Below are 24,295 nucleotides of genomic sequence, written 5' to 3' on the forward strand. Positions count from 1 at the left end.
CGCTCACCCCGGAACCTACCGCGTCGTCACCGACGCCCACCACTCCCGCGCCGTCGCCTTCAACGTGGCCACCGCCTCCGCATCCCCCTTCCACAGCGCCGACAGATACGACTTCGTCTGCTTCGCCGTCACATGCGGCGGGATCGGCATCACGTTGGGATCGGTCACCATGTCCAGCAGCACCGGCCGGTCGGACGCCACGGCCTCTTCCCAGGCCAGGCCGACCTGCTCCGGCCGGTCGACCCGGATGCCGCGCAGGCCCAGCATCTTCGCGTATTCGGCATAGGGGAACGCAGGCAGCAACTGCGACGCGTCGAAGCGCGGGTCGCCGGCGGTGGCGCGCTGCTCCCAGGTGACCATGTTGAGGTCACCGTTGTTGAGCACCATGACGATCAGGCGCGGGTCGTCCCACTGCTTCCAGCGATCCGCCACCGTGATGAGCGCATTGAGGCCGATCATCTGCATCGCGCCGTCACCCAGCAGCGCGAACACCGGCCGCTTGGGATAAGCGAGCTTCGCCGCCAGCGCGTACGGCATCGCGCAACCCATCGACGCGAGTCCTCCGGATACCGAGCCCATCATCCCCACGCGGAACTTCAGGTCGCGCGCGTACCAGCCCGCGACCGTGCCCGAATCGCACGTGACGATGGCCTCATCCGGCAACCGCGACGACAGCTCCCAGAACACGCGTTGCGGATTGATGGGGCGCGCGTCGCTCATCGCGCGCTCTTCCATCACCTTCCACCAGCGCGCCACGCCGGCCTCGACCTGCTCGCGCCAGCTGCGGTCCTGCTTGGGTTCGATCAACGGCAGCAGCGCGCGCAACGTGAGCTTGGCGTCGCCGACGAGGTTCACCTCCATCGGATAGCGAAGGCCCAGCCGCCGGCTGTCCAGGTCGATCTGCACGCCGCGAGCGGCGCCCTCCTTGGGCAGGAACTCCGAATACGGGAAGCTCGATCCCACCATCAGCAGCGTGTCGCAGCCTTCCATCAACTCCCAGCTCGGTTGCGTGCCGAGCAGGCCGATCGATCCGGTGACATACGGCAGGTCGTCGGGCACGGCCGCCTTCCCGAGCAGCGCCTTGGCGATGCCGGCGCCGAGGCAGTTGGCGGCTTCCAGCACCTCCTCGCCCGCGTGCAGCGCACCCGCGCCAACGAGGATCGCGACACGCTGACCCGCATTGAGCACGTCGGCCGCGGCCTGCAGCGCCGCCTGCGAGGGCACCTGCGCCTCGCCCGTCATGCCGATGCCGGTGTGCACCGTGCCGTGCTCGCGCGGCGGCGTCTCCACCGCGGCTTCCTCCTGCAGGTCGTGCGGCACGATCACGCATGTCACGGTGCGCTGGTCGCGCGCGATGCGCATCGCGCGATCGATCAGGTGCCGCACCTGGCCGGGCGCCATCGCGGTCTGCACGTACTCGTGCGCCACGTCCTTGAACAGCGCCGCGAGGTCCACCTCCTGCTGGTAGTCCCCACCCATCGCGGTGCGGGCCTGCTGGCCGACGATCGCCACCACCGGCTGGTGATCGGCCTTCGCGTCGTACAAGCCATTGAGCAGATGGATCGCGCCGGGGCCCGAGGTGGCCAGGCACACGCCGACTTCGCCGGTGAACTTGGCATGCGCGCACGCTTCGAATGCGGCGAGCTCCTCATGGCGCGCCTGCACGAACTGCATGCGATCGCCCATGCGGCCGAAGGCGCCGATCAAGCCGTTGATGCCATCACCGGGATAGCCGAACACACGCCGCACGCCCCACGCGTGCAGGCGCTCGAGGATCTGGTCGCCCACTGTCTTGCCCATCGGCGCAGACTAAGAACGCGAGTCGCAGCGCGGCGTCGGAGCAGCGCACGCGGCGCGGTAGGCGCTCTCGCGCGTCGTGCTGCTGTCGTGCGGAAGCGCTGCCGCGGACTCGCAGTCCTCCGACAGGAATTGCGGTCATGTCCTACAAACTAGTTTGAAGGCATGCGGTTTACTAAACCAACGGTTAGCAGGGGCGGGTCGCTGTGAAAGGCTGCCCACCCCTCGATGGAAATCACCCCGACTCCTCTGAGTCCCCTCCTCCTCCGGGGTGAGCTGGTCCGGCCCTCCGTCCCGCGACTGGCATGTTGCCCCCAGGCCCAAAGCCTGGGGGCTCTTTTTTTGCCTCGACAAAACTGCATTTGTACGAGTTCATTGCAGGGCTGTGTAGGAGGACGCACACAGGTAAGGTCCCTCCTACCATGGCACTTGAAGGGTTCGGGCATCCGGCGTCCGTACGTCGCGATACGGTGTCTTCACACGCCGGAAACAGAGGAAGGGACCGGCGGGAAGACACAACCCATGGCCGCACGCGACGACACCGATTCCCCCCGGGATCCCGAGAGCAAGCGCAGCAGAAACTCCGGACCCAGCGCACGCAACGCGCAGCGCGAGCGCGAGCGTGAGCGCGCGACAGCCGCCGCGTGGGGAGCCCCACGGCGCGGCCGCAGCGGCTACGGCATGGAGAGCATCCGCCCCTACCTGCGCGCCCAGCTTGAACAGCAGAAGCTCCTGCGCCCGACGTTCCCGCCCGAGGACGAGGACTACTTCGACCCGCACCTCGACGGCACTCGCAAGGGCCAGCCATAAAAAAACCCCCGCGGCGCCAATGCGCTTGCGGGGGCAGCCTTGGAGAGAACCGAAAAGAAGGGGTTCGCTCTTCAGCGATCACTCATCGAATCATCCGTGACGGCCGTGCCCTCTGCCGTGCTTGCCGCCATGGCCGCGGTCGTGGCTGCGCCAGTGGTGGCCGCCATGCCCGTGGCCGTGGCCGCGGAAGTGGTGGCCATGGTGGTGGCCGTAAAAGCTGCGGTATACCGGCTGGTGCACCACAACCGGCGCCAGGTAGCCGTTGGGATAGAGCACCGGCGCGGGCGCGTACACCACCGGGGGCTGCGTGTAGATCACTGGCGGCGCCGTGTACACGGGCACCGGCTGAACGACGACCGGGCGATGGTTGCCCACCCCGACCGAGACGCCGGGGGCCGCATCGATGCCCACCGACCAGTAGACGTCCCTTGCCTGCGCGCCGCCGGCGGCGGCCAGGCCGAGCGCGGCAACCGCGAGGGCCTTGTGGAACAGGGAGCGGAACAGCATATGAAATCTCCTGCAACGTTTGCAGAGGCGCGAACTGCACGGCCTCTGTGCGTATTTAACGCTGGGCAGGGGGTGCGGACTACGGCTGCACGGTCAAGACCGTTGCCAGACGTAACCCATCCGTTTCGCAGGCCAGCACGGGGCGCCACCTAGAATGCCCTTCAATATGACGTCTCCCGCAGAGAAAGACACCGCAAAACCCAGCAATTTCCTTCGCCAGATCATCGAACGCGACCTGGAGCAGGGAAATTTCGCACACCGGCGCTGGGCCGGCCGCCCCGCCGACGCCGCCACCCACCAGGCCGGCGAGCCCGATCCGGCCCGCATCCGCACCCGCTTCCCGCCCGAACCCAACGGCTACCTGCACGTCGGCCACGCCAAGAGCATCTGCCTCAATTTCGGCCTGGCGCGCGACTACGGCGGCGTGTGCCACATGCGCTTCGACGACACCAACCCCGAGAAGGAGGAAATCGAATACGTCGAGGGCATCAAGGACGCGGTGCGCTGGCTCGGGTTCAGCTGGGACGCGCACGGCACCAGCCACCTGTACCACGCCAGCGACTACTTCGATTTCATGTACCGCGCCGCCGAGTACCTGATCGAGGCGGGCCTGGCCTACGTGGACGAACAGTCGCCCGAGGAGATGCGCGCCAACCGCGGCGACTTCTCCCGCCCCGGCGTGGACAGCCCCTACCGCAGCCGCAGCATCGAGGAGAACCTGAAGCGCTTCCGCGAGATGCGCGACGGCAAGCTGGCCGACGGCGCCGCGGTGCTGCGCGCGAAGATCGACATGGCCAGTCCCAACATCAACATGCGGGACCCGGCCCTGTACCGCATCAAGCACGCCGAGCACCACAACACCGGCGACAAGTGGTGCATCTATCCGATGTACACCTACGCGCACCCGATCGAGGACGCGCTGGAGAACATCACCCACAGCATCTGCACGCTGGAGTTCGAGGACCAGCGGCCGTTCTACGACTGGCTGATGGACCGGCTGCGCGAAGGCGGCCTGATCAACCCGCCGCAACCGCGCCAGTACGAGTTCGCGCGCCTGAACCTCACGTACGTGATCACCAGCAAGCGCAAGCTGAAGCAGCTGGTGGACGAAGGCCACGTGAGCGGCTGGGACGACCCGCGCATGCCCACCATCGTCGGCCTGCGCCGGCGCGGCTACACGCCCGAGAGCCTGCAGCTTTTCAGCGAGCGCATCGGCGTGAGCAAGGCCAACGGCTGGATCGACTTCAGCATCCTGGAAGCCGCCCTGCGCGACGACCTCGACCCCAAGGCCGCCCGAGCGATGGCGGTGCTGGACCCGGTGAAGCTGGTCATCGAGAACTGGGGCGACCTGATGGGCGGCGACGACGCGCTGGACGAATGCAGCGCGCCGGTGCACCCCCACGACGAAAGCCGCGGCCGCCGCAAGTTCATGTTCGGCCGCGAGCTGTGGATCGAGCGCAGCGACTACGAGGAGACGCCGCCCAAGGGCTTCTTCCGGCTGTTCCCCGGCAACAAGGTGCGCCTGAAGTACGGGCACGTCGTCGAGTGCATCGGTGCGGACAAGGACGCGAGTGGCAACGTGGTGCGCGTGCGCGCGAAGCTGATCCCCGACACCAAGAGCGGCACGCCGGGCGCGGACGCGGTGAAGGTGAAGGGCAACATCACCTGGGTGGGCGTGGCCGATGGACTGAAGGCGGAAGTGCAGTTGTACGACCGCCTGTTCTCGGTGCCGCAGCCGGATACGGGGGAGAAGGACTTCCTCGAAGAACTGAACCCGGAGTCGTTGAAGGTGGTAACGGCGTACCTGGAGCCGTCGCTGGGGTCAGCGAAGGGGGATGAGAAGTTTCAGTTTGAGAGGCATGGTTATTTTGTGGCGGATCGGGTGGAGCATGGGCCAGTGGTCGGTCGATCAGTGTTCAACCGCATCACGGGCCTCAAAGACAGTTGGACCAAGTAGTCGGATGCGACAGTGTTCGAGCACGTCTCGTTCTCGTGAAGCTGCGGCTGTGGTGTGGCTCAAGCAGCGAGCCGCTCACGGCCGCCGATGCTGGCACCATCCGGCACGCGGCACGTTGCACGAAGCCGTTTCTCTGCGCACTGCGCGATAGCCTCGGGAGAACCCCATGCACCCCATCCGCCGCCACCTCCTCGCCGCCGCCTCCGCCTCCCTCCTCCTCCCCCCCCTCCTCTCCAGCTGCGCCCAACCCCGCCCCCGCGACGTCTACTCCCCCATCGTCGGCCAGGACGGCAAGGACGCGATGTGGGTGCCGACGCCGGACGCGGTGGTGGAGCGGATGCTGGACATGGCCGAGGTGAAGCGCGGCGACCGGGTGGTGGACCTGGGGTCGGGCGACGGCACGATCGTCATTGCGGCGGCAAGGCGAGGCGCGCGCGCCCGGGGCATCGAATACGACGCGAACCTGGTGGCCCTGTCCCGCCGCAATGCGCGGCAAGCGGGCGTGCAGGCCGATTTCGTGCAGGGCGACATCTTCCAGTCCGACTTCTCCGACGCCGACGTGGTCACGCTGTACCTGATGCCCGAAATGAACGAGCGGCTGCTTCCGACCCTGCTGGACATGAAGCCCGGCACGCGCGTCGCCTCGCACCAATTCGGCATCGGCCACTGGCCGCCGGACCGCACGGACGAAGTGGCGGGCCGCTTCGCGCACCTGTGGATCGTGCCCGCCAAGGTCGGCGGCACCTGGACGGCCCGGGTGGACGGGGAGCCGCCGCTGCAAGTGGAGCTTCGGCAGAACTTCCAGAAGCTGGAGGGTGACGCGCTGGTCGCCGGCGAGCGGTTCGAACTGGCACTCCCTCGCCTGCGCGGGCCGGCCATTCGCTTCGACGTCCGGGGTGGTCCCGCCGGGACGATGCGCTTCGAGGGCACGGCCGACAACGGCGGCCGCATTAACGGCACGGTGCTCACGGCCGGAGCGCATCCCAGGCCGTTCACCGCCACGCGGGCGTGAGCCTGCTGCTGGGGTGCTCGTGCAAGTAACGGCCACCCCACGACTGCAAGGATTGCTGGCAGGATTCCCGGCGGTGCGCATGGCACTCCGCCCTGCCTGCGCCGCCTTCCGCGATCACTCCAGGAACGTCCATGCAACTCCTCCGTCGCCAACTCATTGCCGCCGGTTCAGCTTCGCTGCTCCTGCCCCTGCTGCCCGGATGCGCAACCCCACCGCGCGAAGACTTCAAGCCCGTCGTCGGCCAGGCCGGCAAGGACGTCATCTGGGTGCCGACGCCTGACGCGGTGGTGGAGCGGATGCTCGACATGGCCGAGGTGAAGCGCGGCGAACGCGTCGTGGACCTGGGCTCGGGCGACGGCAAGATCGCCATCGCGGCCGCCAAGCGCGGCGCCCGAGCTCGGGGCATCGAGTTCAATCCGGACATGGTGGCCCTGTCCCGCCGCAACGCGCGGGAGGCGGGCGTGGAGGTCGATTTCGCGCAGGGCGACATCTTCCAGGCCGACTTCTCGGACGCGGACGTGGTCACGCTGTACCTGCTGCCCAACCTCAATGAGAAGCTGCGCCCGATCCTGCTGGACATGAAGCCCGGTACGCGCGTCACGTCACATCAGTTCACCATGGGTCCCTGGACGCCCGACCGCACCGACGACGTGTCCGGCCGCGACGCGCACCTGTGGATCGTGCCCGCGAAGGTGGGCGGCACCTGGACAGTGCGCGTGGAAGGCGAGCCCCCGCTGCAGGTGGAGCTGCGGCAGCAGTTCCAGCAGCTGGAGGGCGATGCGCTGGTCGGCGGCGAGCGGTTCGCACTGGAACTGCCTCGCCTGCGCGGACCGGCCATCCGCTTCGACGTCCGGGGCGGCCCCGGGGGGACGATGCGCTTCGAGGGCACGGCCGACAACGGCGGGCGCATGGACGGCATGGTGGCCACCGCCGGAGCGCAGCCCAGGCGGTTCACGGCGACGCGGTCGTGAGCGCGGACGGACCACCGTCTGCGCCCGCGTCCATGCCGTACGAACTCCACTACTGGCCCACGATCCAGGGCCGCGGCGAATTCGTCCGGCTTGCGCTCGAAGCCGCGGGCGCGCCGTACAGCGACGTCGCCCGCGAGGAAGGTGGGATGGAGGCGATGGAACACTATCTCTCGTCCGCCGACGTGCGCCGGCCGCCGTTCGCACCGCCCTTCCTCGTGGACGGCCGCATCGTGGTGGCGCAGACCGCGGCCATCCTGATGTACCTGGGGCCGCGGCTCGGGCTGGTGGGCAAGAGCGAAGCCGACGCACTGTGGACGCACCAGCTGCAGCTGACCATCGCCGACTTCGTGACCGAGGTGCACGACACGCACCACCCCATCGCGAGCGGGCTCTACTACGAGGAGCAGCAGGCCGAGGCGCAGCGGCGTGCGGCCGACTTCCGCCAGTCGCGGCTGCCCAAGTTCATGGGCTGGTTCGAGGCGGTGCTCGAACGCAATCCGCGCAACGCGGGCGGTGCTGCGCCGCACCTGGTCGGCAGCCGGCTCAGTTATGCGGACCTGTCGCTGTTCCAGGTGGTCGAGGGGCTGCAGTACGCCTTCCCGAAGGCCGCGCGCCGTGTGCTGAAGCGCGCACCGCTCGTGGCCACCCTGCACTCGGGGGTGGCCGCGCACCGGCGGCTGGGCAAGTACTTGGCCAGCGAGCGCCGCATCGCGTTCAACCAGCAGGGGATCTTCCGGCGCTATCCGGAGCTGGACGGCTGATTCGACGCGGCGGTCGAACGCAAGCTGCGCACGTGGGTGACTCGCTTTCAATCCTGCACCTCGATCCCGAGCTGGTCGCCATCGACAAGCCACGGGGCCTGTTGGTGCATCCGAGTGCGCTCGATGCGGGCGAGGAGCGCACCGCGCTGGGCTTGCTGCAGCAGCAGCTCGGCGAGCGCCTGTTCCCCCTGCACCGACTGGACAAGGCGACCAGCGGCGTGTTGCTGTTCGCGCGATCGGCTGCAGTCGCCCGCGAATGGGGGCAGGTTTTCGAAAGCGGCGCCGTGGCGAAGCAGTACATCGCGCTGGTCCGCGGCTGGCCCGCGGAAAGCGGCCAGATCGACTACCCGCTCGCACGCGATCCCGAACTCCCCTCGGCCGGCCAGCCCCGCGTCCCCGCTGTCACGCGCTACCGCCGCTTGCGTTGCTTCGAATGGCCGTTCAATGCGGACGGCCGGCACGGCACGAGCCGCTACGCGCTGATGGAGGTCGAGTCACTCACCGGCCGCCGCCACCAGATCCGGCGGCACTTCAAGCACATCGCGCATCCGCTGGTCGGGGACACGACGCATGGCAAGGGTGCGCACAACCGCGCGGTGGCGCAGTGGTTGGGAGTGAACCGGCTGTGGTTGCACGCGGCCAGCATTGGGTTACCGGGTGGGATGCGGATTGACGCTCCGGCCGGACCGGAGTGGACTTCGCTGTTTGATTCCGAGGCGGAGCGATGAGCCCGCCGCGAACGCATCGATGAGAAACGTCCCCTTGCGCCTGGCCGTACGGTCGTCCAAGCATCCCGCCCTCGCCGGCTCGGCCGAGCCCGGCGTGCACCGCATCGCGCCCGGGCCGCATGGACTCCGCGAAGCGTTGGTGCGCGTGCCACCACGCCAGGCCGAACCCGGCCAGCCGATCCCGCTGGCCTTGATGCTCCACGGCTCCGGCGGCGAGCCCGCTCACGCGCTCGACTACCTGGAGCCCTTCGCCTCCGATGCCGGCGTGCTGCTGGTCGCCCCCGCTTCACGCGACTACACCTGGGACGCGATCCTCGGACGCCGCGGCCCCGACATCGAGGCGGTGAACCACGCGCTGCACTGGGCCTTCGACCGCTTCCTCATCCACCCGCAGCGCATCGCGGTGGCGGGCTTTTCCGACGGCGCCTCGTACGCGCTCGCGCTGGGCCTGGCCAATGGCGACGTGTTCGGGGCCACGGTCGCCCTGTCGCCGGGCTTCATCCCGGGCGTGCAGCCGGTCGTCGCAGGCTCGCGGGTCTTCGTCTCGCACGGGACCCACGACACCGTGCTGCCCATCGATCGCTGCAGCCGCCGCATCGTGCAGGTCCTGCGCGAAGAGGACTACTACGTCACCTACGAAGAGTTCGAGGGAGGCCACGTGATCCCGCCGCGAATTGCCGAGCGGGCCTGCCGCTGGATGCTCGACGGCTGAGGGCGGCTCGGCAGGCCTGCGCCAGCCAAGAACTACGCCCTTCGTCAGCCGCGCCCGACAGCGCCCAAGCTTGCGATCACGCGATGCTCCGCGGATGAACATGATGAGCTCCGGCGCGGCACGCGCCACTTCCATCGGTGCCCTGGCGGCCGTGGCCGCAGCGGCCAGCGCGTTCTGGGTCGAGCAGCGCGCCCGCGCGGCCGAACGGCGCTACCAGGCGCACAACCACCTCGTCTACATCAACGGCACGCGGCTGCACTACCAGCTGGTGGGCGAAGGCCCGCCCGTGATGCTGGTGCACGGCAACCTCGTGCATGGAGCGGACTTCGAGGCCAGCGGGCTGCTGGAGCGGCTGGCGCGCAAGCACCAGGTGCTGGTGATCGACCGGCCCGGCTTCGGCCACAGCGACCGGCCACGCGACCAGGTGTGGACGCCCGCGCGGCAGGCGCGCTTGCTGCACCACGCGGCTTCGGTGCTCGGCCTGGACCGGCCTGTCGTCGTCGGCCATTCGCTGGGCACGCAGGTGGCGCTGTGCATGGCCCTGCAGGAGCCCTCGAGCGTGGCCGGTCTGGTGCTCGTGAGCGGCTATTACTGGCCGAGCTTCCGGCTGGACCGGTGGATGGCGATGCCGGCGGCCCTGCCCTTGCTGGGCGACCTGCTTCGCTACACGACCGAGGCCTGGACGGCGCGGGCGTCGCTCGGCCAGGCGGTGCGGTCCATGTTCCACCCCAACCCGGTGCCGGCCCGCTTCATCGAGCTGCTGCCGCGCGAGATGCTGCTGCGCCCCTTGCAGCAGCGGGCGACGCTCGAGGACGGCAGCGACATGGTGCCGCAGGCCCGCGCGCTCGCGAAGCAGTACGGCAACCTGCGCGTGCCCGTCACGCTGATCGCGGGCGCCAAGGACCGCATCGTGACGCCGCGGCAGACGCTGCGCCTGCAGTCCAGGCTGCCGCAGGCGCGGGTGCACATGCTCGCGGGCGTGGGCCACATGGCCCACTACCACGCGCACGAGCAGATCGAGCGGGCCATCGACGAGGCGTTCGGTGCGAAGAGGACGGGGACGATCGCATCCTTCGATCCACACGTGCCGCCCACCGTGCGCCCGATCATCGCGGCCCACGAGCAACGCAGCCGGGATGAAGCCAAGGCGCCGCTGCCCGAGGCGGCGGTCGATCGTTCGCCGTAACCCGCAAACGCGCGCGTTCAGGCGCGCGCCACTTCGTCGAGGAATCCGGCGATCGCCCGGTTGACCGGCTCCGGCTGCGTCACCGGTCCCATGTGCCCCAGCTGCGGGAAGTCCACGCGGCGCGCGTTCGCCAGCACGGGCACGAGCCGCTCGGCCACGCAGTGCGACGAGTCCGGCGAGCGGCCGCCGACCATGTACAGCACGGGGATGCGCAGTCGGCCCAGATCTTCCAGCGTCGCGGGCTCGGTGAGCAACGCGTGCGCCCAGCGGCGGATGTTGCGCACCGAATCCACGATGGGCGGGCGGCGCTCGGCCGGCGTGCGGTCGAAGCTGCCCTCGCCCATCCAGAAGTCGATGAAGGCGCGGGCCGCACCCTCGCCGTCGCCGCGGTCAAGGCACGCCGCGCTGGCGCGCACCGCCTGCTGGATGCCTTCCGTGCGGTTCGGCCGCGGCGTGTCGCGGTCCACCAGCGCGAAGATCGTGGGCTCGTAGACGGACAGGCTGCGCACCTGCGCGGGATGCATCAGCGCAGCCTTCAGCGCGATGCACGCGCCGTAGGAATGGCCGACCAGGTGCACGCCGCCGCGCGCGGAGGCGATCAGCGGCTCGATCAGGGCGACTTCGTCGGCGAGACGTATCTCGCGGTCCGAGGGCCACTCCGGCGACTTGCCCGAGCCCCAGGAGTCCACCGTCACGACACGAAACCGGTCGGCCAGCATCTCCATCAGCGGGCGCCATTGGCCCGAGTGCGCTGCGTTGGAATGCAGGCACAGCACCGTGGGGCCGGCGCCGGCTTCGCGGAAGAACGGTGCAGTGGGCATGGAGGCTCCGGCGTGGGCGGCGCGCCACTATCAGCCCGCATGCGCCAGGCGTCAACGCGTTCGCACAGCTGATCTTTCGGCGCATGTCGCGGAAAACTGCACGTCGCAGGCGGCGCCCTGCAACGGCGCCCTCGGCGGCTGTTTCGCACGGATGCAATCGCAGCTCGGCCGCGCGGCGCCAAGCTCTGCGGATCGTTTCTAATACGCCCGCTCCCGGGCTTATCGCCCTCCTCCGAGGCCGGCCAAGGCCGCCTCCCCGCCCACGCTGGCACCACAGGAAAGAGCAACGGCACCCCGCGGGTGCGAAGGATCGTTTGTTGCACGGCATCTCTTCTTCCATCGGCGCTTCGAAGCTGGTCCGCCTGCTGGGCGCATGGTCGCCCGTGGATGCGGATGCGGGCGGGCCCGACGTCGCCGAGCGAATGAGCACGTGGTTCGGCCCGCTCGATGCGATCCGGCTGCAGGCCGTGCACCAGGCCCTGCGCGCGGGTCCGGCCGGCGACACGCGGCGCGCGAAAACGAGCGGCAAGCAAGTGGATGCCGTCGCGCAGGACGTGCAGCGGGTGCGCGCTGTGCTGTCGAAAGCGATCTCGCAGGACCCGCTGGCGCTGGCCAACCTCAAGCCCGCCGATGAGGGCTTCGGCTACGCGTCCTATCAGCAACGCCACCTCGAGCTGCAGCGCCAGATGGGCCAGATGCTCGGCGCGTTGCGTGACCACGTGCGGCAGGCCGTCTCGCGCATCTCTCCACAACTGCGGCAGCTCGCCGTTCTCGACGCGGCATTCGAGGAGCTGCTCGCCGAGCGCGAGCAGGCCCTCTTGCCCACGACTGCGTCCCTGCTGGAGCGCCGCTTCCATCAACTGCGTTCGACATACCGCCAGGAGCAGGACGCCGCCGGCGAGCCGGACGATCCCGCCCAGTGGCGCCAGCCCGGCGGCTGGCTCCACACCTTCGAACAGGACTGGCGCCAGGCACTGCTCGCCGAGCTGGAGCTGCGCCTCGAACCCGTCGCGGGCCTGGTCGACGCGCTGCGCCACGAATCCGGAATCCAGAAAGCATGAACCACCGCTCCTTCGCCCTCGCCTTCTGCATCGGCCTGCTCGCGCTTGCGTGGGTGGGCTTCAGCTTCGTGGGGACCAGCTGGCTGGCCCTGGTGATGACCGTGGTGATCGCCGCGGTGTACCTGCTGGGCGCCTTCGAGCTGCGGCAGTTCCGCGCGACGACTGCGGGCCTGCGCAATGCGCTGGAAGGTTTGAACGAAACACCCGCGACGCTGCCCGACTGGCTGGAGCGCGTGCCTTCTCCGCTGCGCCCGGTCGTCCGTTCGCGCATCGAAGGCGAGCGCGGCGGCCTGCCCGGCCCGGCGCTCACGCCCTACCTCGTGGGACTGCTGGTCATGCTCGGCATGCTGGGCACCTTCCTCGGCATGGTGATCACGTTCAAGGGCGCGGTGTTCGCGCTGGAAGGCTCGACTGACCTGCAGGCCATCCGCTCGGCGCTGGCCGAACCGATCCGCGGGCTCGGGCTTTCGTTCGGCACCTCGGTGGCCGGCGTGGCCGCTTCCGCCATGCTGGGCCTGATGTCCGCGATCAGCCGGCGCGAGCGGCTCGAAGCCGGGCGGCTGCTCGATACACGCGTGGCCACCGTGCTGCAGCCGTTCTCGCTGACGCACCACCGGCAGGAAACGGTTCGCGCGCTGCAGGCGCAGGCGCGATCGCTGCCCGAGGTGGTCGACGCGCTGCACAAGGTGATGGAGCGCATCGAGCGCCGCAGCGAGCAGCTGGATGCGCAACTGCTGGACCGGCAGGCGCAGCTGCAGCGCGAAGTCACGCTGGCGTACTCGGAGCTCGCGCGCAACGTCGGCGCTTCGCTGCAGGAGAGCCTGGCGGCGAATGCGAAGACCACGGGCGAGACGGTGCAGCCGATCGTCGAGAAGGCCATGGCGAAAATCGTGGATGAATCGCAGCGGCTGCATCGACGCCTGGGCGACGTGGCGCAGTCGCAGGTGGATTCGCTCACCAGACAGTTCACCGCGGCGGAGCAGCAGCGGCTGCAGGCCTGGACCGACGCGCTGGAACGCCGCGCGCAGCAGGTCACGGATCGCGCCGGCGCGCAGTCGCTGCAGGCGCTGGAGCAGGTGTCGCGATTGCTGGAGCAGTCGCGGCAGCTGGTCGAGTCGCGCGCCGAAGTGGAATCGCGCTGGCTGCAGCAGCATGGCGAGCGCATGGACAAGCTTGCGCAGCTGTGGCGCACGGAACTCGGCGCGCTGCGGCAGGAAGAGAGCCAGCGGGGCGAGGCCGCGGTGCAGCGCCTGTCGGACCTGGAGGCGGCCGTCGCGCAGCACCTCGCCACGCTGGGCGCCGCGCTGGAAGTGCCCATCACGCGCCTGCTGAACACCGCGGCCGAAGTGCCGCAGGCCGCGGCCGGCGTGATCGGGCAACTGCGCGAGGAGATGAGCCGCGTGGCCGAACGAGACAACCTCGCGCTGCAGGAGCGCACCGTGCTGCTCGAGCGCCTGGGCGCGCTGGTGCAGTCGGTGGAACAGGCGTCGGGCGAGCAGCGCGCGGCCGTCGAAAGCATGGTCGGTTCCGCCACGTCGGTGCTGGAGCAGGCCCACGCGCGTTTCGCTCAGGCGCTCGATTCGCAGGCCGCCCAGGCGACCGACATGGCTTCGCGCGTCAGCGGCAGCGCGACCGAGCTGACCGGGCTGGCCGAGTCGTTCGGCGAGAGCGTGCGGCACTTCCAGGCCAGCCACGACAAGCTCACCGAGACGCTGCAGCGCGTGGAGACTTCGCTGAACCGCTCGACGGCTCGCAGCGACGAGCAGCTCGCGTACTACGTGGCGCAGGCGCGCGAGGTCATCGACCTGAGCATCGCTTCGCAGCAGGGCGTGATCGAGAGCCTGCGCCAATTGCAACAGGGCAAGGCGCGGCCGCAGCAGCCGGTGGCGGAAAGCCTCGCATGATCGAGCAGCTGGACGACGGTGACGCCGCGGCGCAGGACGTCGCGCCGGTCTGGACCGTCTTCGCCGACCTGATGGCCGGCCTGGTCGGCGCCTTCGTGCTGGTGCTGGTGGGCGTGCTGGTGGGCCAGATGGATCTGGTGGCGACACTGCAGTCGGAGATCGAGAAGCGCCGCATCGAGGAGCAGCGCCGCATCGCGCTGGAGAAGGCGCTGGCGGTTCCGCTCGCCGCCGGCCGCATCACCGTGGACAACGGCCGCATCGGCATCAGCGGCAGCGTGCTGTTCGCCGTCAACTCCGACCAGCTGCGTCCCGAGGGCCGGCAGCTGCTCAAGAGCCTGGTGCATCCGCTGCGCGTCTACCTGGGCGAGCGCAACGAGCTGCTGATGGTCAGCGGCTTCACCGACGACAAGCCCGTGTCCGACGGCAATCGCCGCTTCGACGACAACCTGGAGCTGTCGGCGCAGCGCGCGTTGAAGGTGACACGCGCGCTGGTCGAGGAAGGCATGCCCTCGTCGCAGGTGTTCGCGGCCGCGTTCGGACCGGAGCAGCCGGTGGCATCGAACGCGACCGAGCAAGGCCGTGCGCTGAACCGGCGGGTGGAGATGGCGCCGGTGCCGCGGGCTCCGGCAGCGAAGAGTCCGGCCACGACAGCGGCGGCTCGATGAACACGGAGTCGTCGCGACGCGTGCAACAAATTCAGCGGGCGGCCGGCTGCGCCCCGCTCGCCGAGCTGAACGCGTACCTGCGCGAGGTGGTCGCGCAGCGCAGCGCGACTGAAGACGATGGCGAGCCCGCGAATCCCGACGAACTGCCCAACGCGCGCCGCTTCCGCAAGGCGTGGGAAAGCGGCCGCACGCTAGATCGCCTGCAACAGGCTCTCGCGCGGACGCCGGCCAACGCCGGCCCGCTCAACTCGCACGCGCTGGTGCTGCGCTCGCTCGACCTGATGCGCGACCTGTCGACCGATTACCTGCGCCGGTTCCTCGTGCAGGTCGAGACCTTGCAGTGGCTGGAGAAGGCGCGCGAAAAATACCCGCGCGAACAGGCCCGCGGCGGCAAGCCGGCCGCCAAGGCGCGCCGGCGCAAGTAGCGGTCAGCAGGTTCTCACGCGGCCTTCGCGGTCGTACTGCACCGTCACCCCGCTGGGGAATTGCAGGTAGCGCACGCCGTCGATGCAGGCAATGGCGTGACCGGTGACGTTCGCCGTCACCTTGCGTTCGAACCAGCCGCAGCCGGCCAGGGCCGTGAGCAGCAGGAAGATCGGGATCCATCGTTCCATGGGCAGTTTCCTTGCCATTCGATGATGCGCCGCAGGGCTCCGCAGCGAGCGTGCAGCGCTCCGTCAACGGCTGTGCGGTGTGTCCGACAGCGGACGCTGCTCACCACAACGGGCTGGGCTTGCTGAAGTCCACCGTCTCGCGCACCGCCTCACGGATCTTCTGCAGCAGCGGCCGGCTGTCGTCGCGCCGCCATTGGATGGTGTACTCCAGCGCCGGCAGCGCGGGACGGCTCCGGAGTTCCACCACCGAGCCGCGCTCGGCCATCTGCTTCAGCCAGCCGTTGGGGAAGAGTCCGATGCCCACACCCGCGGCGATCAGGCCGGCGATGGCGGCCAGGTTGTTGCAGGTCAGCCGCCGGCCGGCTTCGAGGTTGTTGACCGCGAGCCAGTGCTCCAGCATGCGCGTCGGTCCGGCAGCGGCGGGCATCGTGATCAGCGCCGTGTCCTGCAACAGCTTGGCGGTGATGACGCGCTGGGCGCCGACCAGCGCCGGCGATGCGGCCCAGGAGAACCGCACTTCGGCGATGGCTTCGCTGGCGATGGCGCTGCGCGAGGAGTAGCCCGCCACCACGGCGAAATCGAGTTCGCCGCTTTCGAGACGCTGCTCCAGCGCAGCGCCCAGGTCGACTTGCGGCTCGAGCACCAGGTCCGGGTAGGTCGCGCGCACGAACGCGACGAAGTCGGGCAGCCAGGTGAGCGCGGCCAGCTCCCCCACGCCGAAGCGGCAGTGGCCTCGCACGCCACCGCCTTCGGCGACCAGCGTTCGCATCTCGTCGGCCAGCCCCAGCATGCGGCGCGCCAGCGGAAGCAGCTGCTCGCCCGCTTCGGTGAGCATGGCGCGGTGCCCGCTGCGGTCGAACAGGTCCTTGCGCAGCTGGGCTTCGAGCTCGGCGATGCGCTTGGACAGCGTCGACTGCGAGACGTGCAGCCGCTCGGCGGCCACCCCGAAGCTGGCGGCGCTGGCGGCCCAGTAGAAAGCCTCCAGCTGCTTGAGCGTCATGGTTCGGAAAAGTGAAGAAGCTGCTTCGCTTTTTATCACTTTTCCTTGATGGACCCGGCCGAGACAATCGACGCGAGGAGACATCCATGAACCAGCTTTCCCTGAAACTGAACCGCCGCCAGCTCGGCGTGCTCGGCCTCTCGTCGCTCGCACTGCCCACCTGGGCGCAGCAGCAGGAGTGGACCCCCACGCAGCCCATCACGATCCTCGTGGGCTTCGCGCCCGGCGGCTCGGCCGACCAGATCGCCCGCCAGCTGTCGTTCGCCGCGAAGAACGTGTTCCCCGTGCCGGTGGTCGTCGTCAACCGCACGGGTGCGGCCGGCGCGATCGCCGCGCAGGCCACGGCCGATGCAAAGCCCGACGGCTACACGCTGTTCGTGGGCGGCGGCAGCGAGACCACATCGGTGGCGCACTTCAACAAGCTCAACTACGACCCGCGCAAGTCGTTCACGCCGGTCATCAAGATCTCCCGCGCGCCCAGCATCCTGGCGGTGAAGGCCGACTCGCGATTTGCCGACATGAAGGCGCTGCTCGCCGAGGCCAGGCAAGGCGCCGAAAAGGTGTCGTACGGGTCCACCGGCGAAGGGGGCATCTTCCATGCCACCGGGCTGGTGTGGGAGAAGCAGGGCAACGTCAAGCTGCTGCACGTGCCGTACAAGGGCGCGGCCGATTCCATGAACGCGCTGCTGGGCGGCCAGGTCGATTGCGCTTTCGGCGCCTACGAAGAGATGAAGGCGATGATCGACGCCGGCCGGGTGCGCCCGCTGGCCCTGTTCTCGCGCAGCCGACTCCCCGCCCTGCCCAACGTGCCCACCATGACCGAGCTGGGCGTTCCCGTCGCGCTGGACAACATGAAGGGCCTGATGGGCCCGGCCGGCATGCCGGCGCCGGTGGTGCGCTACCTGCACGACAACTTCCGCAAGGCCACGCAGACGCAGGAGTGGAAGGACTGGGTCGCCAAGTCCGGCCTGACGGAGTCGTACGCCGACGGCGCCACCTGGCAGAAGGAGATCGTGGAGGCCTACGACACGATCGGCAAGGCGGTCGCGAAATGAAGTTGCGCGGTCCTATTGGTGCGGGCAGCCGCATCGGCTTCGTCGGCCTGGGCGTGATGGGCAGCGGCATGGCGCGTTGCCTGCTGCGCAAGGGCTATCGGCTCCAGGTGCATGCGCGCCGGATTCAGGTCGCGCAGGCCTTCGAACAGGCGGGCGCGAAGGTGGCCGCCGACCCCGCCGCGCTCGGCGATTGCGACCTGGTCTTCCTCAGCCTGCCCGATGCCGCGGCCGTCGAAGAAGTGCTGTTCGGCGCCAACGGCCTGGCCGCGGCGCTGAAGCCGGGCGCCTGCGTCGTCGACACCAGCACGATCGCCGCGAGCTCGGCGCGTGACATCGGCGCTCGCCTGGCCAAACGCGACGTGGCGTTTCTGGATGCGCCCGTCAGCGGCGGCCAGCAGGGCGCCGAGTCCGGCACGCTGGGCTGCATGATCGGCGGCCCCGCGGAAGCGGTGGAAGCCTGCCGCGAGGTGATGGGTGCCTTCTGCAAGACGCTCACGCACGTGGGCGAGCTCGGCGCGGGGCAGGCCGTCAAGGCCTGCAACCAGGTGGCCGTGGCCGGCGCGCTGATGGGCGTGGCCGATGCGATGGCGCTGGCACGCAAGGAAGGCGTCGACCTCGCGCAGATGCGCGAGGTGCTGATGGGCGGTTCGGCGCGCAGCTTCTCGCTGGAGAAGCACGGCCCGCGCATCATCGACGGCTCGTACACGCCGGGCTTCCGTGCGCGGCTGATGCGCAAGGACCTGCGCCTCGCCCTGGATGGCGCTCGCGCCGCGGGCGCGGCGCTGCCCGCGACCGAACTGGCCGAGCGCCTGCTGGACGAGCTGTGCGAAGGCGGCCGGGCCGACTGGGACTGGTCGGCACTGGCCCTCGTCGTGCAGCAGCGCAGCGGGCTGCCGGTGCCCGATTCGCAGGAATCGACCTGACCGCGGGTTCGACCATGCAAGCCCGGAGCCACACGGCCATCGCGGACCGCGCGCCCGAATCGCCGCCGCAGCCACGCGAGAACACCGCGCGGCCCGCGCTGCCGGCGCGCCATCGCGGCATCCTGTCGCTGGACGACTTCGAGGCCGCCGCGCGGCGCCACCTGCCCGAGCCGGTGTTCGCGTACGTCGCCGGCGCGGCCGAGACCAACCAGTCCTTCCGCGAGAACCGCGAGGTCTTCCAGCATTACGCATTCATCACGCGGGTGCTGGTGGACATCAGCCAGCGCACGACCGCAACGACGCTCATGGGCAAGCGGTACGACGCGCCGTTCGGCGTCGCGCCGATGGGCCTGGCCGCGCTGTCCGCCTACCGCGGCGACCTGGTGCTGGCGCAGGCGGCCGCGCGCGAGAACGTCCCGTTCGTCATGAGCGGCTCCTCGCTGATCCGGCTGGAGGACGTCGTCCGGGTGAATCCCGACGCCTGGTTCCAGGCGTACCTGCCGGGCGAGGACGGCGCCATCCGCGCGCTGCTAGAGCGCGTGCAGGCGGCGGGGTACCGCACCCTGGTGGTGACGGTCGACACCGCCGTCGGCGCCAATCGCGAGAACAACGTCCGCGCGGGCTTCTCGATTCCGATGCGGCCTTCGCTGCGCCTCGCGTGGCAGGGCCTCTCGCACCCGCGCTGGCTGATCGGCACCTTCCTGCGCACGCTGGCGCTGCACGGGATGCCGCACTTCGAGAACAACTACGCCACGCGCGGCGCGCCGATCCTGTCGCCGAACGTGGAGCGCGACTTCTCCGACCGCGGCCACCTGGACTGGCGGCACTTCGCCATGATCCGCAAGCTCTGGCCCGGCGCGCTGGTGATCAAGGGCGTGCTCAGCCCGGTGGACGCCGCGTCCGCGGCCCAGGCGGGTGCGGACGGGATCATCGTGTCCAACCACGGTGGGCGGCAGCTCGACGGAGCCGTGGCTCCGCTGCGCGTGCTGCCCCGCATCGTCGAGGCCTGTCCCGACGTGCCGGTGATGCTCGACAGCGGTCTGCGCCGCGGCAGCGACGTGCTCAAGGCGATGGCGCTGGGCGCGAAGTTCGTGTTCGTCGGCCGTCCGTTCAGCTTCGCGGCCGCCGTGGCCGGCGAGGCCGGCGTGCTCAAGGCCGTCGAGTTGCTCCGGCAGGAGGTGTCGCGCAACATGGCGCTCCTGGGCATCACGTCGCTGGAGCAGCTCGACGAAAGTTTCCTCGTCCGCACCACGCCCGAGGCGTGAGCGGCGCCGATTTCAACAAAGGTCCCCCATGGTCGGTCTCCAGATCCTCAAGCGCCAGCGGCGCATCGCCGAGCGCTACGTGCAAGCCTTCGCCACGCTGCCGGTGGCGAACGTCAGCGACTGCATGTCGCGCATGACCGCGGGCGGCTCGCGCCTGCGCCCCATGCACAGATCCGGCCGCCTCGGCGGCCCCGCGCTCACGGTGAAATGCCGGCCCGGCGACAACCTGATGATCCACAAGGCGCTGGAGCTCGCCGAGCCCGGCGACGTGATCGTGGTGGACGCCGGCGGCGACCTGACCAACGCGCTCATCGGCGAGCTGATGGTGACGTACGCGATGAGCCGCAAGCTCGGCGGCTTCGTCATGAACGGAGCGATCCGCGACGTGGACATGATCGGCGCGGGCAGCTTCCCTGTGTACGCGGCGGGCGTGACCCACCGCGGCCCGTACAAGGATGGTCCCGGCGAGATCAACGTGCCGGTCGCCATCGACGGCATGGTCATCCATCCGGGCGACCTGGTGATCGGCGATGCCGACGGCCTGCTGTGCGTCCCGATCGACGAGGCCGAAGGCATCATGGCCGCCGCCATCAAGAAGGGCGAGGCCGAGGCCAGGACATTGCAGGACATCGCGGCCGGCAAGCTCGACACCTCGTGGATCGATGCCGCCTTGAAGCGCATCGGCTGCGACCCGAACCCCCGCTGACCATGACCGCCAAGCGCGTCGCACGCACCGACCTCTGGCTCGATGCCGTGTTCGACCAGCGGCTCTCGGCGGAGCCCGGTGTCTCGGTCGCCGTCTTCCCAGTCCGCGGTGATCCCGCGGCAGCCTGGCGAGCGCTCGAGCCGGCCCATGTGTACCAGGTCTCCGCGGCCAAGGACGAACTGCCGCGCGAGTGGTGGGCGTCACGTGAACTGCTGGCGCGCTGCCCGCGGCTGCTGTGCGTCTCGTCCACCGGGGCAGGCTACGACACCATCGACGTCGCCGCCTGCACCGAAGCGGGCGTGGCGGTCGTCAACCAGGCCGGCGGCAACGCGGCATCGGTGGCCGAGCACACGCTGGCACTGATGCTGGGCGTCTCGCGGCGGATGGCCGAATGCGATCGCCGCATGCGGGTCGAACGCGGCTTTCCCCGCGAGGAAGTCATGGGCCGCGAAATCCGCGGCAAGACGCTGGGGCTGGTCGGCATCGGCCACATCGGCTCGCGCGTGGCGGCCCTGGCCCGGGCCTTCGGCATGGAGGTGATCGCGACCGATCCGTTCGTGGCCGACGACGAGGTCGCTCGCCGCGGTGCGAAACGCGTGCCGCTGGCCCAGCTGCTGGCGGAGGCCGACTTCGTGTCCCTGCATTGCCCGCGCGACGCTTCGACGCTGCGCATGATCGACGCCGCGGCCTTTGCCCGCATGAAGCGCGGCGCGATCTTCGTCACCACCGCGCGCGGCGGCATCCATGACGAGGCCGCGCTGGTCGAGGCGCTGCGCTCCGGGCATCTTGACGGCGCAGGCATCGACGTGTGGGACCAGGAACCCCCGCCGCTGGACCACCCGCTGCTGCGGATGCCCAACGTGTTCGCGACGTACCACACGGCCGGCGTGACCCACGAGGCCCGTCGCAACCTGGCGCTGATCTCCGCGGAGCAGATCGCCGGTGTGCTTCGAGGCGAGCGTCCGCCGCGCCTGGTCAACCCCGATGTGTGGCCGCGGTTCGCCGCGCGCCGCGCAGAAGCATTCCAAGAGCGGTCGTCGTAGACCGCCGTTTCCGAGCCGGCCCGCCCGGGCCCATCAGTCCATCCCCCGAGAGGCAGACACATGAACCGCAAATCCTTCCTCAAGCGCACGCTTCCCGCCGTCCTGGTGTCGGCGACCGCCCTCTTCTCCGCGCTGGCGCCGAGCCTCGCCCGGGCCGCGTACCCCGAGCAGCCGATCAACATGATCGTGGCCTACGGCGCCGGAGGCGGCACGGACATCATCGCCCGCGTGATCGCGCCCTACATCGAGAAGTACCTGGGCAACAACGCGAAGATCGTGGTGCACAACCGCGCGGGCGCGGGCGGCGCCATCGGCTTCCAGCAGCTGGCGTCTGCCGCGCCCGACGGCTACACGATCGGCTTCATCAACACGCCCAACGTGCTGACCATCCCGATCGAACGCAAGTCCAACTTCAGCTGGCAGGGCTTCGACCTGCTGGGCAACGTGATCGACGATCCGGGCAACTTCTCGGTGCACGCGGACAGCCCGGTGAAATCACTCGCCGACCTGGTCGCGCAGGCGAAGGCCAACCCCGGCTCGGTGACGGTGGGCACCACCGGCATCGGCTCTGACGATCACCTGGCCATGCTGATGTTCGAGCGTGCCGCCGGCGTGAAGCTGACGCACGTGCCCTTCAAGGGCGCGGCCGAGGTGCATCGCTCGATCGCCAGCAAGGAGATCACCGTCGCCGCGATGAACGTCGGCGAGGCGCTGCAGTACGCCAAGGGCGGAACGCCCCTGCGCAACCTGGGCCAGATGAGCACTTCGCGCACGAACCTCGCGCCCAACCTGCCCACCTTCAAGGAGCAGGGCTTCGACATCGTGCTCGCTTCGCTGCGCGGTATCGCGGCGCCCAAGGGCCTGCCCGCGCCGATCCGCGAGCAGCTGGTGCGCGCGATCGAGCGAGCCTCCAACGACCCGCAGTTCCAGGCCCAGGCGGCCGGTTACTTCGCGCCCCTGCGCTACCTGCCGCCGGCGCGCTACGAGACGGAACTGCGCGAGGCCGAGGTCGGCTTCCGGCAGCTGTGGAAAGAGTTGCCCTGGGGCGACAAGTAAGGCTTTTTAGGCGCCGCGGTCCAGGATCGCGGGCAGCCCGTCGAAGGTTCGGATGTGGAGATCGGCCTCGGCCTTCTTCACACCGGGCCTGAGCGTCCGCGCCGTCTTCATCCATTGATGCAAGGAAGTGTCGATCACCGGGTTGCCCGACACTTGGGAAACGTGGAGCAGCCCCAGAACTGCGAACCGGCGTGCGGTCCAGTTCGCGCGGTGCGACGCACCATCGCAGCATTGCACTTCGGACACTGAGGCGCACCGCCCGACATCTCGCGGGGCGCACCGACAGCTGCAGGACGGGCTTCGGCAAGCGACCGCCGCGCCTGCTCAATCAAGCCGAACAGCTTCGGGCCGTCGACGAGCCTGATGTTTCTCCCTTCGGCGAACGCGCGCGCGTCGGAACTGAATCGACCGGACGTGACAACGAAACCCGCCGTGGCCCCGCGCGCCGCCATGACGCCGAACAACTCCCGCACTACCTGCACGCCGACCTGCGTGGCCTTCCATTGCTTGCACTGCACCAGCGACGTCTCCGTTCCTTTCCGTAGAACGAGATCGACACCTCCATCCGGCCCTGCAGCTCCGGTCTCCAGCACGGAATAGCCCTGCAGGCGGAATGCTTCACCAACCAGCAACTCGAACTCTTTCCAGCTGATGCCGTTGAGCGCTTCGACCGACTGCGCGGCCACTCCGATCACCAGGTCTTCGCGCCTGCGGCGGCCGATGAAGGAAATCAACGCCGCCACGAGGCAGAGAAACGGGACGAAGTACTGGCCGACTGAGGCAAAAGTCGCCAGCAAGGTTTGCGTCACCAGCTGGCCGACCTGTCCGGGTGAAGCGACGGCACTGGGAGACATCGCCATTCGGTGCAGCAAAAGGTAGAAGACCAGCGCCAACACGACACCGCCCCACCAAGGCAACAACGCCACCACTTCCACGAAATCGTCCGCAACGCTTTGGCTGCGTCTTCTCCTGCCCATTTTTCTCCTCCCGAGTGAACGCGCGGGCATGGTAGCGGCGCGAGGACCTGGCCGGAAGGGCGAGCCTCTGGCCGATGGATCTGCGCCACACACGTGGCAGCACAATCCCGTGCATGCGATCACAAGGAACGGTCGTGCGCTGGGACGACGCACGAGGCTTCGGCTTCATCCGGGGCACCCAGGGAGGCCAGGACATTTTCTTCCACGTCCGCGACTTCCGGACGGCGTCGGGCCATGCACCCCGCATCGGGCTCGACGTCGCTTTCGAACAGATCCAGGTCGGCGGGAAAGGACCGCGCGCCGTGGCCGTGCAGCCGGCCGGCGCTTCCGTGCAAGCTGCGACAAAGCCTGCACCGTCCGCCAAAGCGCATCGAGCCAACCCTCGGTCCTCCTCCGCGGGTCCATCCAGCGGCGCATGGCTGGTGCTGCCTCTGATGGCCGCGTATGCAGCCGTGCTGGGCTGGGGTGTCTGGCACCAGAAGCTCGCGTGGTGGATCTTCGCGGCTTCGCCTCTCATCAACCTGCTCGCATTCTTCGCTTACTGGCAGGACAAGCACGCAGCCGAAAAGGGCCGATGGCGCACGTCAGAAAAATTGCTGCACCTCTGGAGCCTGGCAGGCGGCTGGGGCGGCGCGTGGCTGGCGCAGCAGGTGCTTCGGCACAAGTCCCGCAAGACGTCGTTCCTGCAGGTCTACGGGTTCACCGTCGTCGCGCACTGCGCCGCGCTCGGCGCGTGGCTGCAATGGGTGCGCTGAACGCTGCGC

General features: G+C 69.3%; 25 protein-coding genes. 19 read left to right on the forward strand and 6 right to left on the reverse strand.

Translation table 11 applies throughout. From position 1 onward, the window contains the following. Positions 1-15: 15 nt before the first annotated feature. Entirely contained in the window at positions 16-1,800 is a 1,785-nt protein-coding gene (locus tag EZ313_RS13380; protein WP_135263788.1) for a thiamine pyrophosphate-requiring protein, read from the reverse strand. 519 nt (positions 1,801-2,319) lie between these two features. On the opposite strand from EZ313_RS13380, the gene EZ313_RS13385 reads away from it, so the two are divergent. Further along, positions 2,320-2,607 (forward strand): hypothetical protein, encoded by a 288-nt coding sequence (locus EZ313_RS13385; RefSeq protein ID WP_135263789.1) that lies wholly within the window; start codon positions 2,320-2,322, stop codon positions 2,605-2,607. 90 nt (positions 2,608-2,697) lie between these two features. Here EZ313_RS13385 and EZ313_RS13390 read toward each other — a convergent pair whose 3' ends face one another. Continuing rightward, positions 2,698-3,114, reverse strand: a complete 417-nt coding sequence (locus EZ313_RS13390) for a hypothetical protein (protein WP_135263790.1) — start codon at positions 3,112-3,114, stop codon at positions 2,698-2,700. 154 nt (positions 3,115-3,268) lie between these two features. Here EZ313_RS13390 and EZ313_RS13395 point away from each other — a divergent pair, with 154 nt between their 5' ends. The 7 genes from EZ313_RS13395 (at position 3,269) to EZ313_RS13425 (ending at position 10,441) form a co-directional block, all read left to right on the forward strand. Further along, positions 3,269-5,071, forward strand: a complete 1,803-nt coding sequence (locus EZ313_RS13395) for a glutamine--tRNA ligase/YqeY domain fusion protein (RefSeq protein ID WP_420849314.1) — start codon at positions 3,269-3,271, stop codon at positions 5,069-5,071. Positions 5,072-5,237: 166 nt separating this feature from the next. Next, complete coding sequence (locus tag EZ313_RS13400; protein WP_135263792.1) at positions 5,238-6,083, forward strand: class I SAM-dependent methyltransferase; 846 nt, start codon at positions 5,238-5,240, stop codon at positions 6,081-6,083. A gap of 131 nt (positions 6,084-6,214) precedes the next feature. Beyond that, entirely contained in the window at positions 6,215-7,054 is an 840-nt protein-coding gene (locus EZ313_RS13405) for a class I SAM-dependent methyltransferase (RefSeq protein WP_135263793.1), read from the forward strand. A gap of 32 nt (positions 7,055-7,086) precedes the next feature. Beyond that, positions 7,087-7,815 carry a glutathione S-transferase gene (locus tag EZ313_RS13410; RefSeq protein WP_135263794.1) on the forward strand — a complete coding sequence of 243 codons (729 nt, stop codon included), beginning with the start codon at positions 7,087-7,089 and terminating at the stop codon, positions 7,813-7,815. Positions 7,816-7,847: 32 nt separating this feature from the next. Further along, on the forward strand, positions 7,848-8,543 hold the full coding sequence (locus EZ313_RS13415; RefSeq protein WP_135263795.1) for a pseudouridine synthase: 696 nt from the start codon (positions 7,848-7,850) through the stop codon (positions 8,541-8,543). A 19-nt stretch (positions 8,544-8,562) separates the two neighbouring features. Then, positions 8,563-9,255, forward strand: coding sequence for an alpha/beta hydrolase (locus tag EZ313_RS13420; RefSeq protein WP_135263796.1), 693 nt, complete (start codon positions 8,563-8,565; stop codon positions 9,253-9,255). Between the two features lie 94 nt (positions 9,256-9,349). Continuing rightward, on the forward strand, positions 9,350-10,441 hold the full coding sequence (locus tag EZ313_RS13425) for an alpha/beta fold hydrolase (RefSeq protein WP_135263797.1): 1,092 nt from the start codon (positions 9,350-9,352) through the stop codon (positions 10,439-10,441). Positions 10,442-10,458: 17 nt separating this feature from the next. Here the strand turns inward: EZ313_RS13425 and EZ313_RS13430 are convergent, their stop codons facing one another. Continuing rightward, on the reverse strand, positions 10,459-11,262 hold the full coding sequence (locus EZ313_RS13430; RefSeq protein ID WP_135263798.1) for an alpha/beta fold hydrolase: 804 nt from the start codon (positions 11,260-11,262) through the stop codon (positions 10,459-10,461). A gap of 317 nt (positions 11,263-11,579) precedes the next feature. On the opposite strand from EZ313_RS13430, the gene EZ313_RS13435 reads away from it, so the two are divergent. From EZ313_RS13435 to EZ313_RS13450, 4 genes are read left to right on the forward strand one after another with little or no spacing between them, the layout of a single operon-like run. Continuing rightward, entirely contained in the window at positions 11,580-12,323 is a 744-nt protein-coding gene (locus EZ313_RS13435; RefSeq protein ID WP_167772579.1) for a DUF3348 family protein, read from the forward strand. Next, positions 12,320-14,227 carry a coiled-coil domain-containing protein gene (locus EZ313_RS13440; protein WP_135263800.1) on the forward strand — a complete coding sequence of 636 codons (1,908 nt, stop codon included), beginning with the start codon at positions 12,320-12,322 and terminating at the stop codon, positions 14,225-14,227. The genes EZ313_RS13435 and EZ313_RS13440 overlap by 4 nt, the downstream gene beginning before the upstream one ends. Next, entirely contained in the window at positions 14,224-14,892 is a 669-nt protein-coding gene (locus EZ313_RS13445) for an OmpA family protein (protein WP_135263801.1), read from the forward strand. The genes EZ313_RS13440 and EZ313_RS13445 overlap by 4 nt, the downstream gene beginning before the upstream one ends. 20 nt (positions 14,893-14,912) lie before the next feature. Beyond that, positions 14,913-15,317 carry a DUF2894 domain-containing protein gene (locus tag EZ313_RS13450; RefSeq protein WP_167772580.1) on the forward strand — a complete coding sequence of 135 codons (405 nt, stop codon included), beginning with the start codon at positions 14,913-14,915 and terminating at the stop codon, positions 15,315-15,317. 3 nt (positions 15,318-15,320) lie between these two features. Here EZ313_RS13450 and EZ313_RS13455 read toward each other — a convergent pair whose 3' ends face one another. Then, complete coding sequence (locus EZ313_RS13455) at positions 15,321-15,506, reverse strand: hypothetical protein (RefSeq protein WP_135263803.1); 186 nt, start codon at positions 15,504-15,506, stop codon at positions 15,321-15,323. 100 nt (positions 15,507-15,606) lie between these two features. Then, on the reverse strand, positions 15,607-16,506 hold the full coding sequence (locus tag EZ313_RS13460) for a LysR family transcriptional regulator (RefSeq protein ID WP_135263804.1): 900 nt from the start codon (positions 16,504-16,506) through the stop codon (positions 15,607-15,609). Between the two features lie 86 nt (positions 16,507-16,592). Here EZ313_RS13460 and EZ313_RS13465 point away from each other — a divergent pair, with 86 nt between their 5' ends. The 6 genes from EZ313_RS13465 to EZ313_RS13490 are packed head-to-tail and all read left to right on the forward strand — an operon-like array spanning position 16,593 to position 22,554. Beyond that, positions 16,593-17,561: a Bug family tripartite tricarboxylate transporter substrate binding protein gene (locus EZ313_RS13465; protein ID WP_135263805.1), complete on the forward strand. Its 969-nt coding sequence runs from the start codon at positions 16,593-16,595 to the stop codon at positions 17,559-17,561. Continuing rightward, the gene (locus EZ313_RS13470; RefSeq protein WP_135263806.1) at positions 17,558-18,484 is read left to right on the forward strand and encodes an NAD(P)-dependent oxidoreductase; all 927 of its coding nucleotides are present in this window, start codon (positions 17,558-17,560) and stop codon (positions 18,482-18,484) included. Before EZ313_RS13465 ends, EZ313_RS13470 begins: the two co-directional genes overlap by 4 nt. A 14-nt stretch (positions 18,485-18,498) precedes the next feature. Next, the gene (locus EZ313_RS13475) at positions 18,499-19,749 is read left to right on the forward strand and encodes an alpha-hydroxy acid oxidase (RefSeq protein WP_135263807.1); all 1,251 of its coding nucleotides are present in this window, start codon (positions 18,499-18,501) and stop codon (positions 19,747-19,749) included. A gap of 28 nt (positions 19,750-19,777) precedes the next feature. Continuing rightward, entirely contained in the window at positions 19,778-20,455 is a 678-nt protein-coding gene (locus EZ313_RS13480; protein WP_135263808.1) for an RraA family protein, read from the forward strand. 2 nt (positions 20,456-20,457) lie between these two features. After that, entirely contained in the window at positions 20,458-21,498 is a 1,041-nt protein-coding gene (locus EZ313_RS13485) for a hydroxyacid dehydrogenase (protein WP_135263809.1), read from the forward strand. 60 nt (positions 21,499-21,558) lie between these two features. Then, positions 21,559-22,554, forward strand: a complete 996-nt coding sequence (locus tag EZ313_RS13490) for a tripartite tricarboxylate transporter substrate binding protein (RefSeq protein WP_135263810.1) — start codon at positions 21,559-21,561, stop codon at positions 22,552-22,554. 134 nt (positions 22,555-22,688) lie between these two features. Here EZ313_RS13490 and EZ313_RS13495 read toward each other — a convergent pair whose 3' ends face one another. After that, on the reverse strand, positions 22,689-23,531 hold the full coding sequence (locus tag EZ313_RS13495) for a restriction endonuclease (RefSeq protein ID WP_135263811.1): 843 nt from the start codon (positions 23,529-23,531) through the stop codon (positions 22,689-22,691). 134 nt (positions 23,532-23,665) lie between these two features. On the opposite strand from EZ313_RS13495, the gene EZ313_RS13500 reads away from it, so the two are divergent. Beyond that, positions 23,666-24,286 (forward strand): DUF1294 domain-containing protein, encoded by a 621-nt coding sequence (locus tag EZ313_RS13500; RefSeq protein ID WP_240788647.1) that lies wholly within the window; start codon positions 23,666-23,668, stop codon positions 24,284-24,286. Positions 24,287-24,295 lie beyond the last annotated feature (9 nt).

Origin of the sequence: Ramlibacter henchirensis, assembly GCF_004682015.1 — a bacterium.
Lineage (GTDB): Bacteria > Pseudomonadota > Gammaproteobacteria > Burkholderiales > Burkholderiaceae_C > Ramlibacter > Ramlibacter henchirensis.

Coding starts and splice junctions, on each gene's coding strand:
- EZ313_RS13380 (WP_135263788.1), bottom strand. CDS start 1,800: ATGGGCAAGACAGTGGGCGACCAGATCCTCGAGCGCCTGCACGCGTGG.
- EZ313_RS13385 (WP_135263789.1), top strand. CDS start 2,320: ATGGCCGCACGCGACGACACCGATTCCCCCCGGGATCCCGAGAGCAAG.
- EZ313_RS13390 (WP_135263790.1), bottom strand. CDS start 3,114: ATGCTGTTCCGCTCCCTGTTCCACAAGGCCCTCGCGGTTGCCGCGCTC.
- EZ313_RS13395 (WP_420849314.1), top strand. CDS start 3,269: ATGCCCTTCAATATGACGTCTCCCGCAGAGAAAGACACCGCAAAACCC.
- EZ313_RS13400 (WP_135263792.1), top strand. CDS start 5,238: ATGCACCCCATCCGCCGCCACCTCCTCGCCGCCGCCTCCGCCTCCCTC.
- EZ313_RS13405 (WP_135263793.1), top strand. CDS start 6,215: ATGCAACTCCTCCGTCGCCAACTCATTGCCGCCGGTTCAGCTTCGCTG.
- EZ313_RS13410 (WP_135263794.1), top strand. CDS start 7,087: ATGCCGTACGAACTCCACTACTGGCCCACGATCCAGGGCCGCGGCGAA.
- EZ313_RS13420 (WP_135263796.1), top strand. CDS start 8,563: ATGAGAAACGTCCCCTTGCGCCTGGCCGTACGGTCGTCCAAGCATCCC.
- EZ313_RS13425 (WP_135263797.1), top strand. CDS start 9,350: ATGAACATGATGAGCTCCGGCGCGGCACGCGCCACTTCCATCGGTGCC.
- EZ313_RS13430 (WP_135263798.1), bottom strand. CDS start 11,262: ATGCCCACTGCACCGTTCTTCCGCGAAGCCGGCGCCGGCCCCACGGTG.
- EZ313_RS13440 (WP_135263800.1), top strand. CDS start 12,320: ATGAACCACCGCTCCTTCGCCCTCGCCTTCTGCATCGGCCTGCTCGCG.
- EZ313_RS13445 (WP_135263801.1), top strand. CDS start 14,224: ATGATCGAGCAGCTGGACGACGGTGACGCCGCGGCGCAGGACGTCGCG.
- EZ313_RS13455 (WP_135263803.1), bottom strand. CDS start 15,506: ATGGAACGATGGATCCCGATCTTCCTGCTGCTCACGGCCCTGGCCGGC.
- EZ313_RS13460 (WP_135263804.1), bottom strand. CDS start 16,506: ATGACGCTCAAGCAGCTGGAGGCTTTCTACTGGGCCGCCAGCGCCGCC.
- EZ313_RS13465 (WP_135263805.1), top strand. CDS start 16,593: ATGAACCAGCTTTCCCTGAAACTGAACCGCCGCCAGCTCGGCGTGCTC.
- EZ313_RS13470 (WP_135263806.1), top strand. CDS start 17,558: ATGAAGTTGCGCGGTCCTATTGGTGCGGGCAGCCGCATCGGCTTCGTC.
- EZ313_RS13475 (WP_135263807.1), top strand. CDS start 18,499: ATGCAAGCCCGGAGCCACACGGCCATCGCGGACCGCGCGCCCGAATCG.
- EZ313_RS13480 (WP_135263808.1), top strand. CDS start 19,778: ATGGTCGGTCTCCAGATCCTCAAGCGCCAGCGGCGCATCGCCGAGCGC.
- EZ313_RS13485 (WP_135263809.1), top strand. CDS start 20,458: ATGACCGCCAAGCGCGTCGCACGCACCGACCTCTGGCTCGATGCCGTG.
- EZ313_RS13490 (WP_135263810.1), top strand. CDS start 21,559: ATGAACCGCAAATCCTTCCTCAAGCGCACGCTTCCCGCCGTCCTGGTG.
- EZ313_RS13495 (WP_135263811.1), bottom strand. CDS start 23,531: ATGGGCAGGAGAAGACGCAGCCAAAGCGTTGCGGACGATTTCGTGGAA.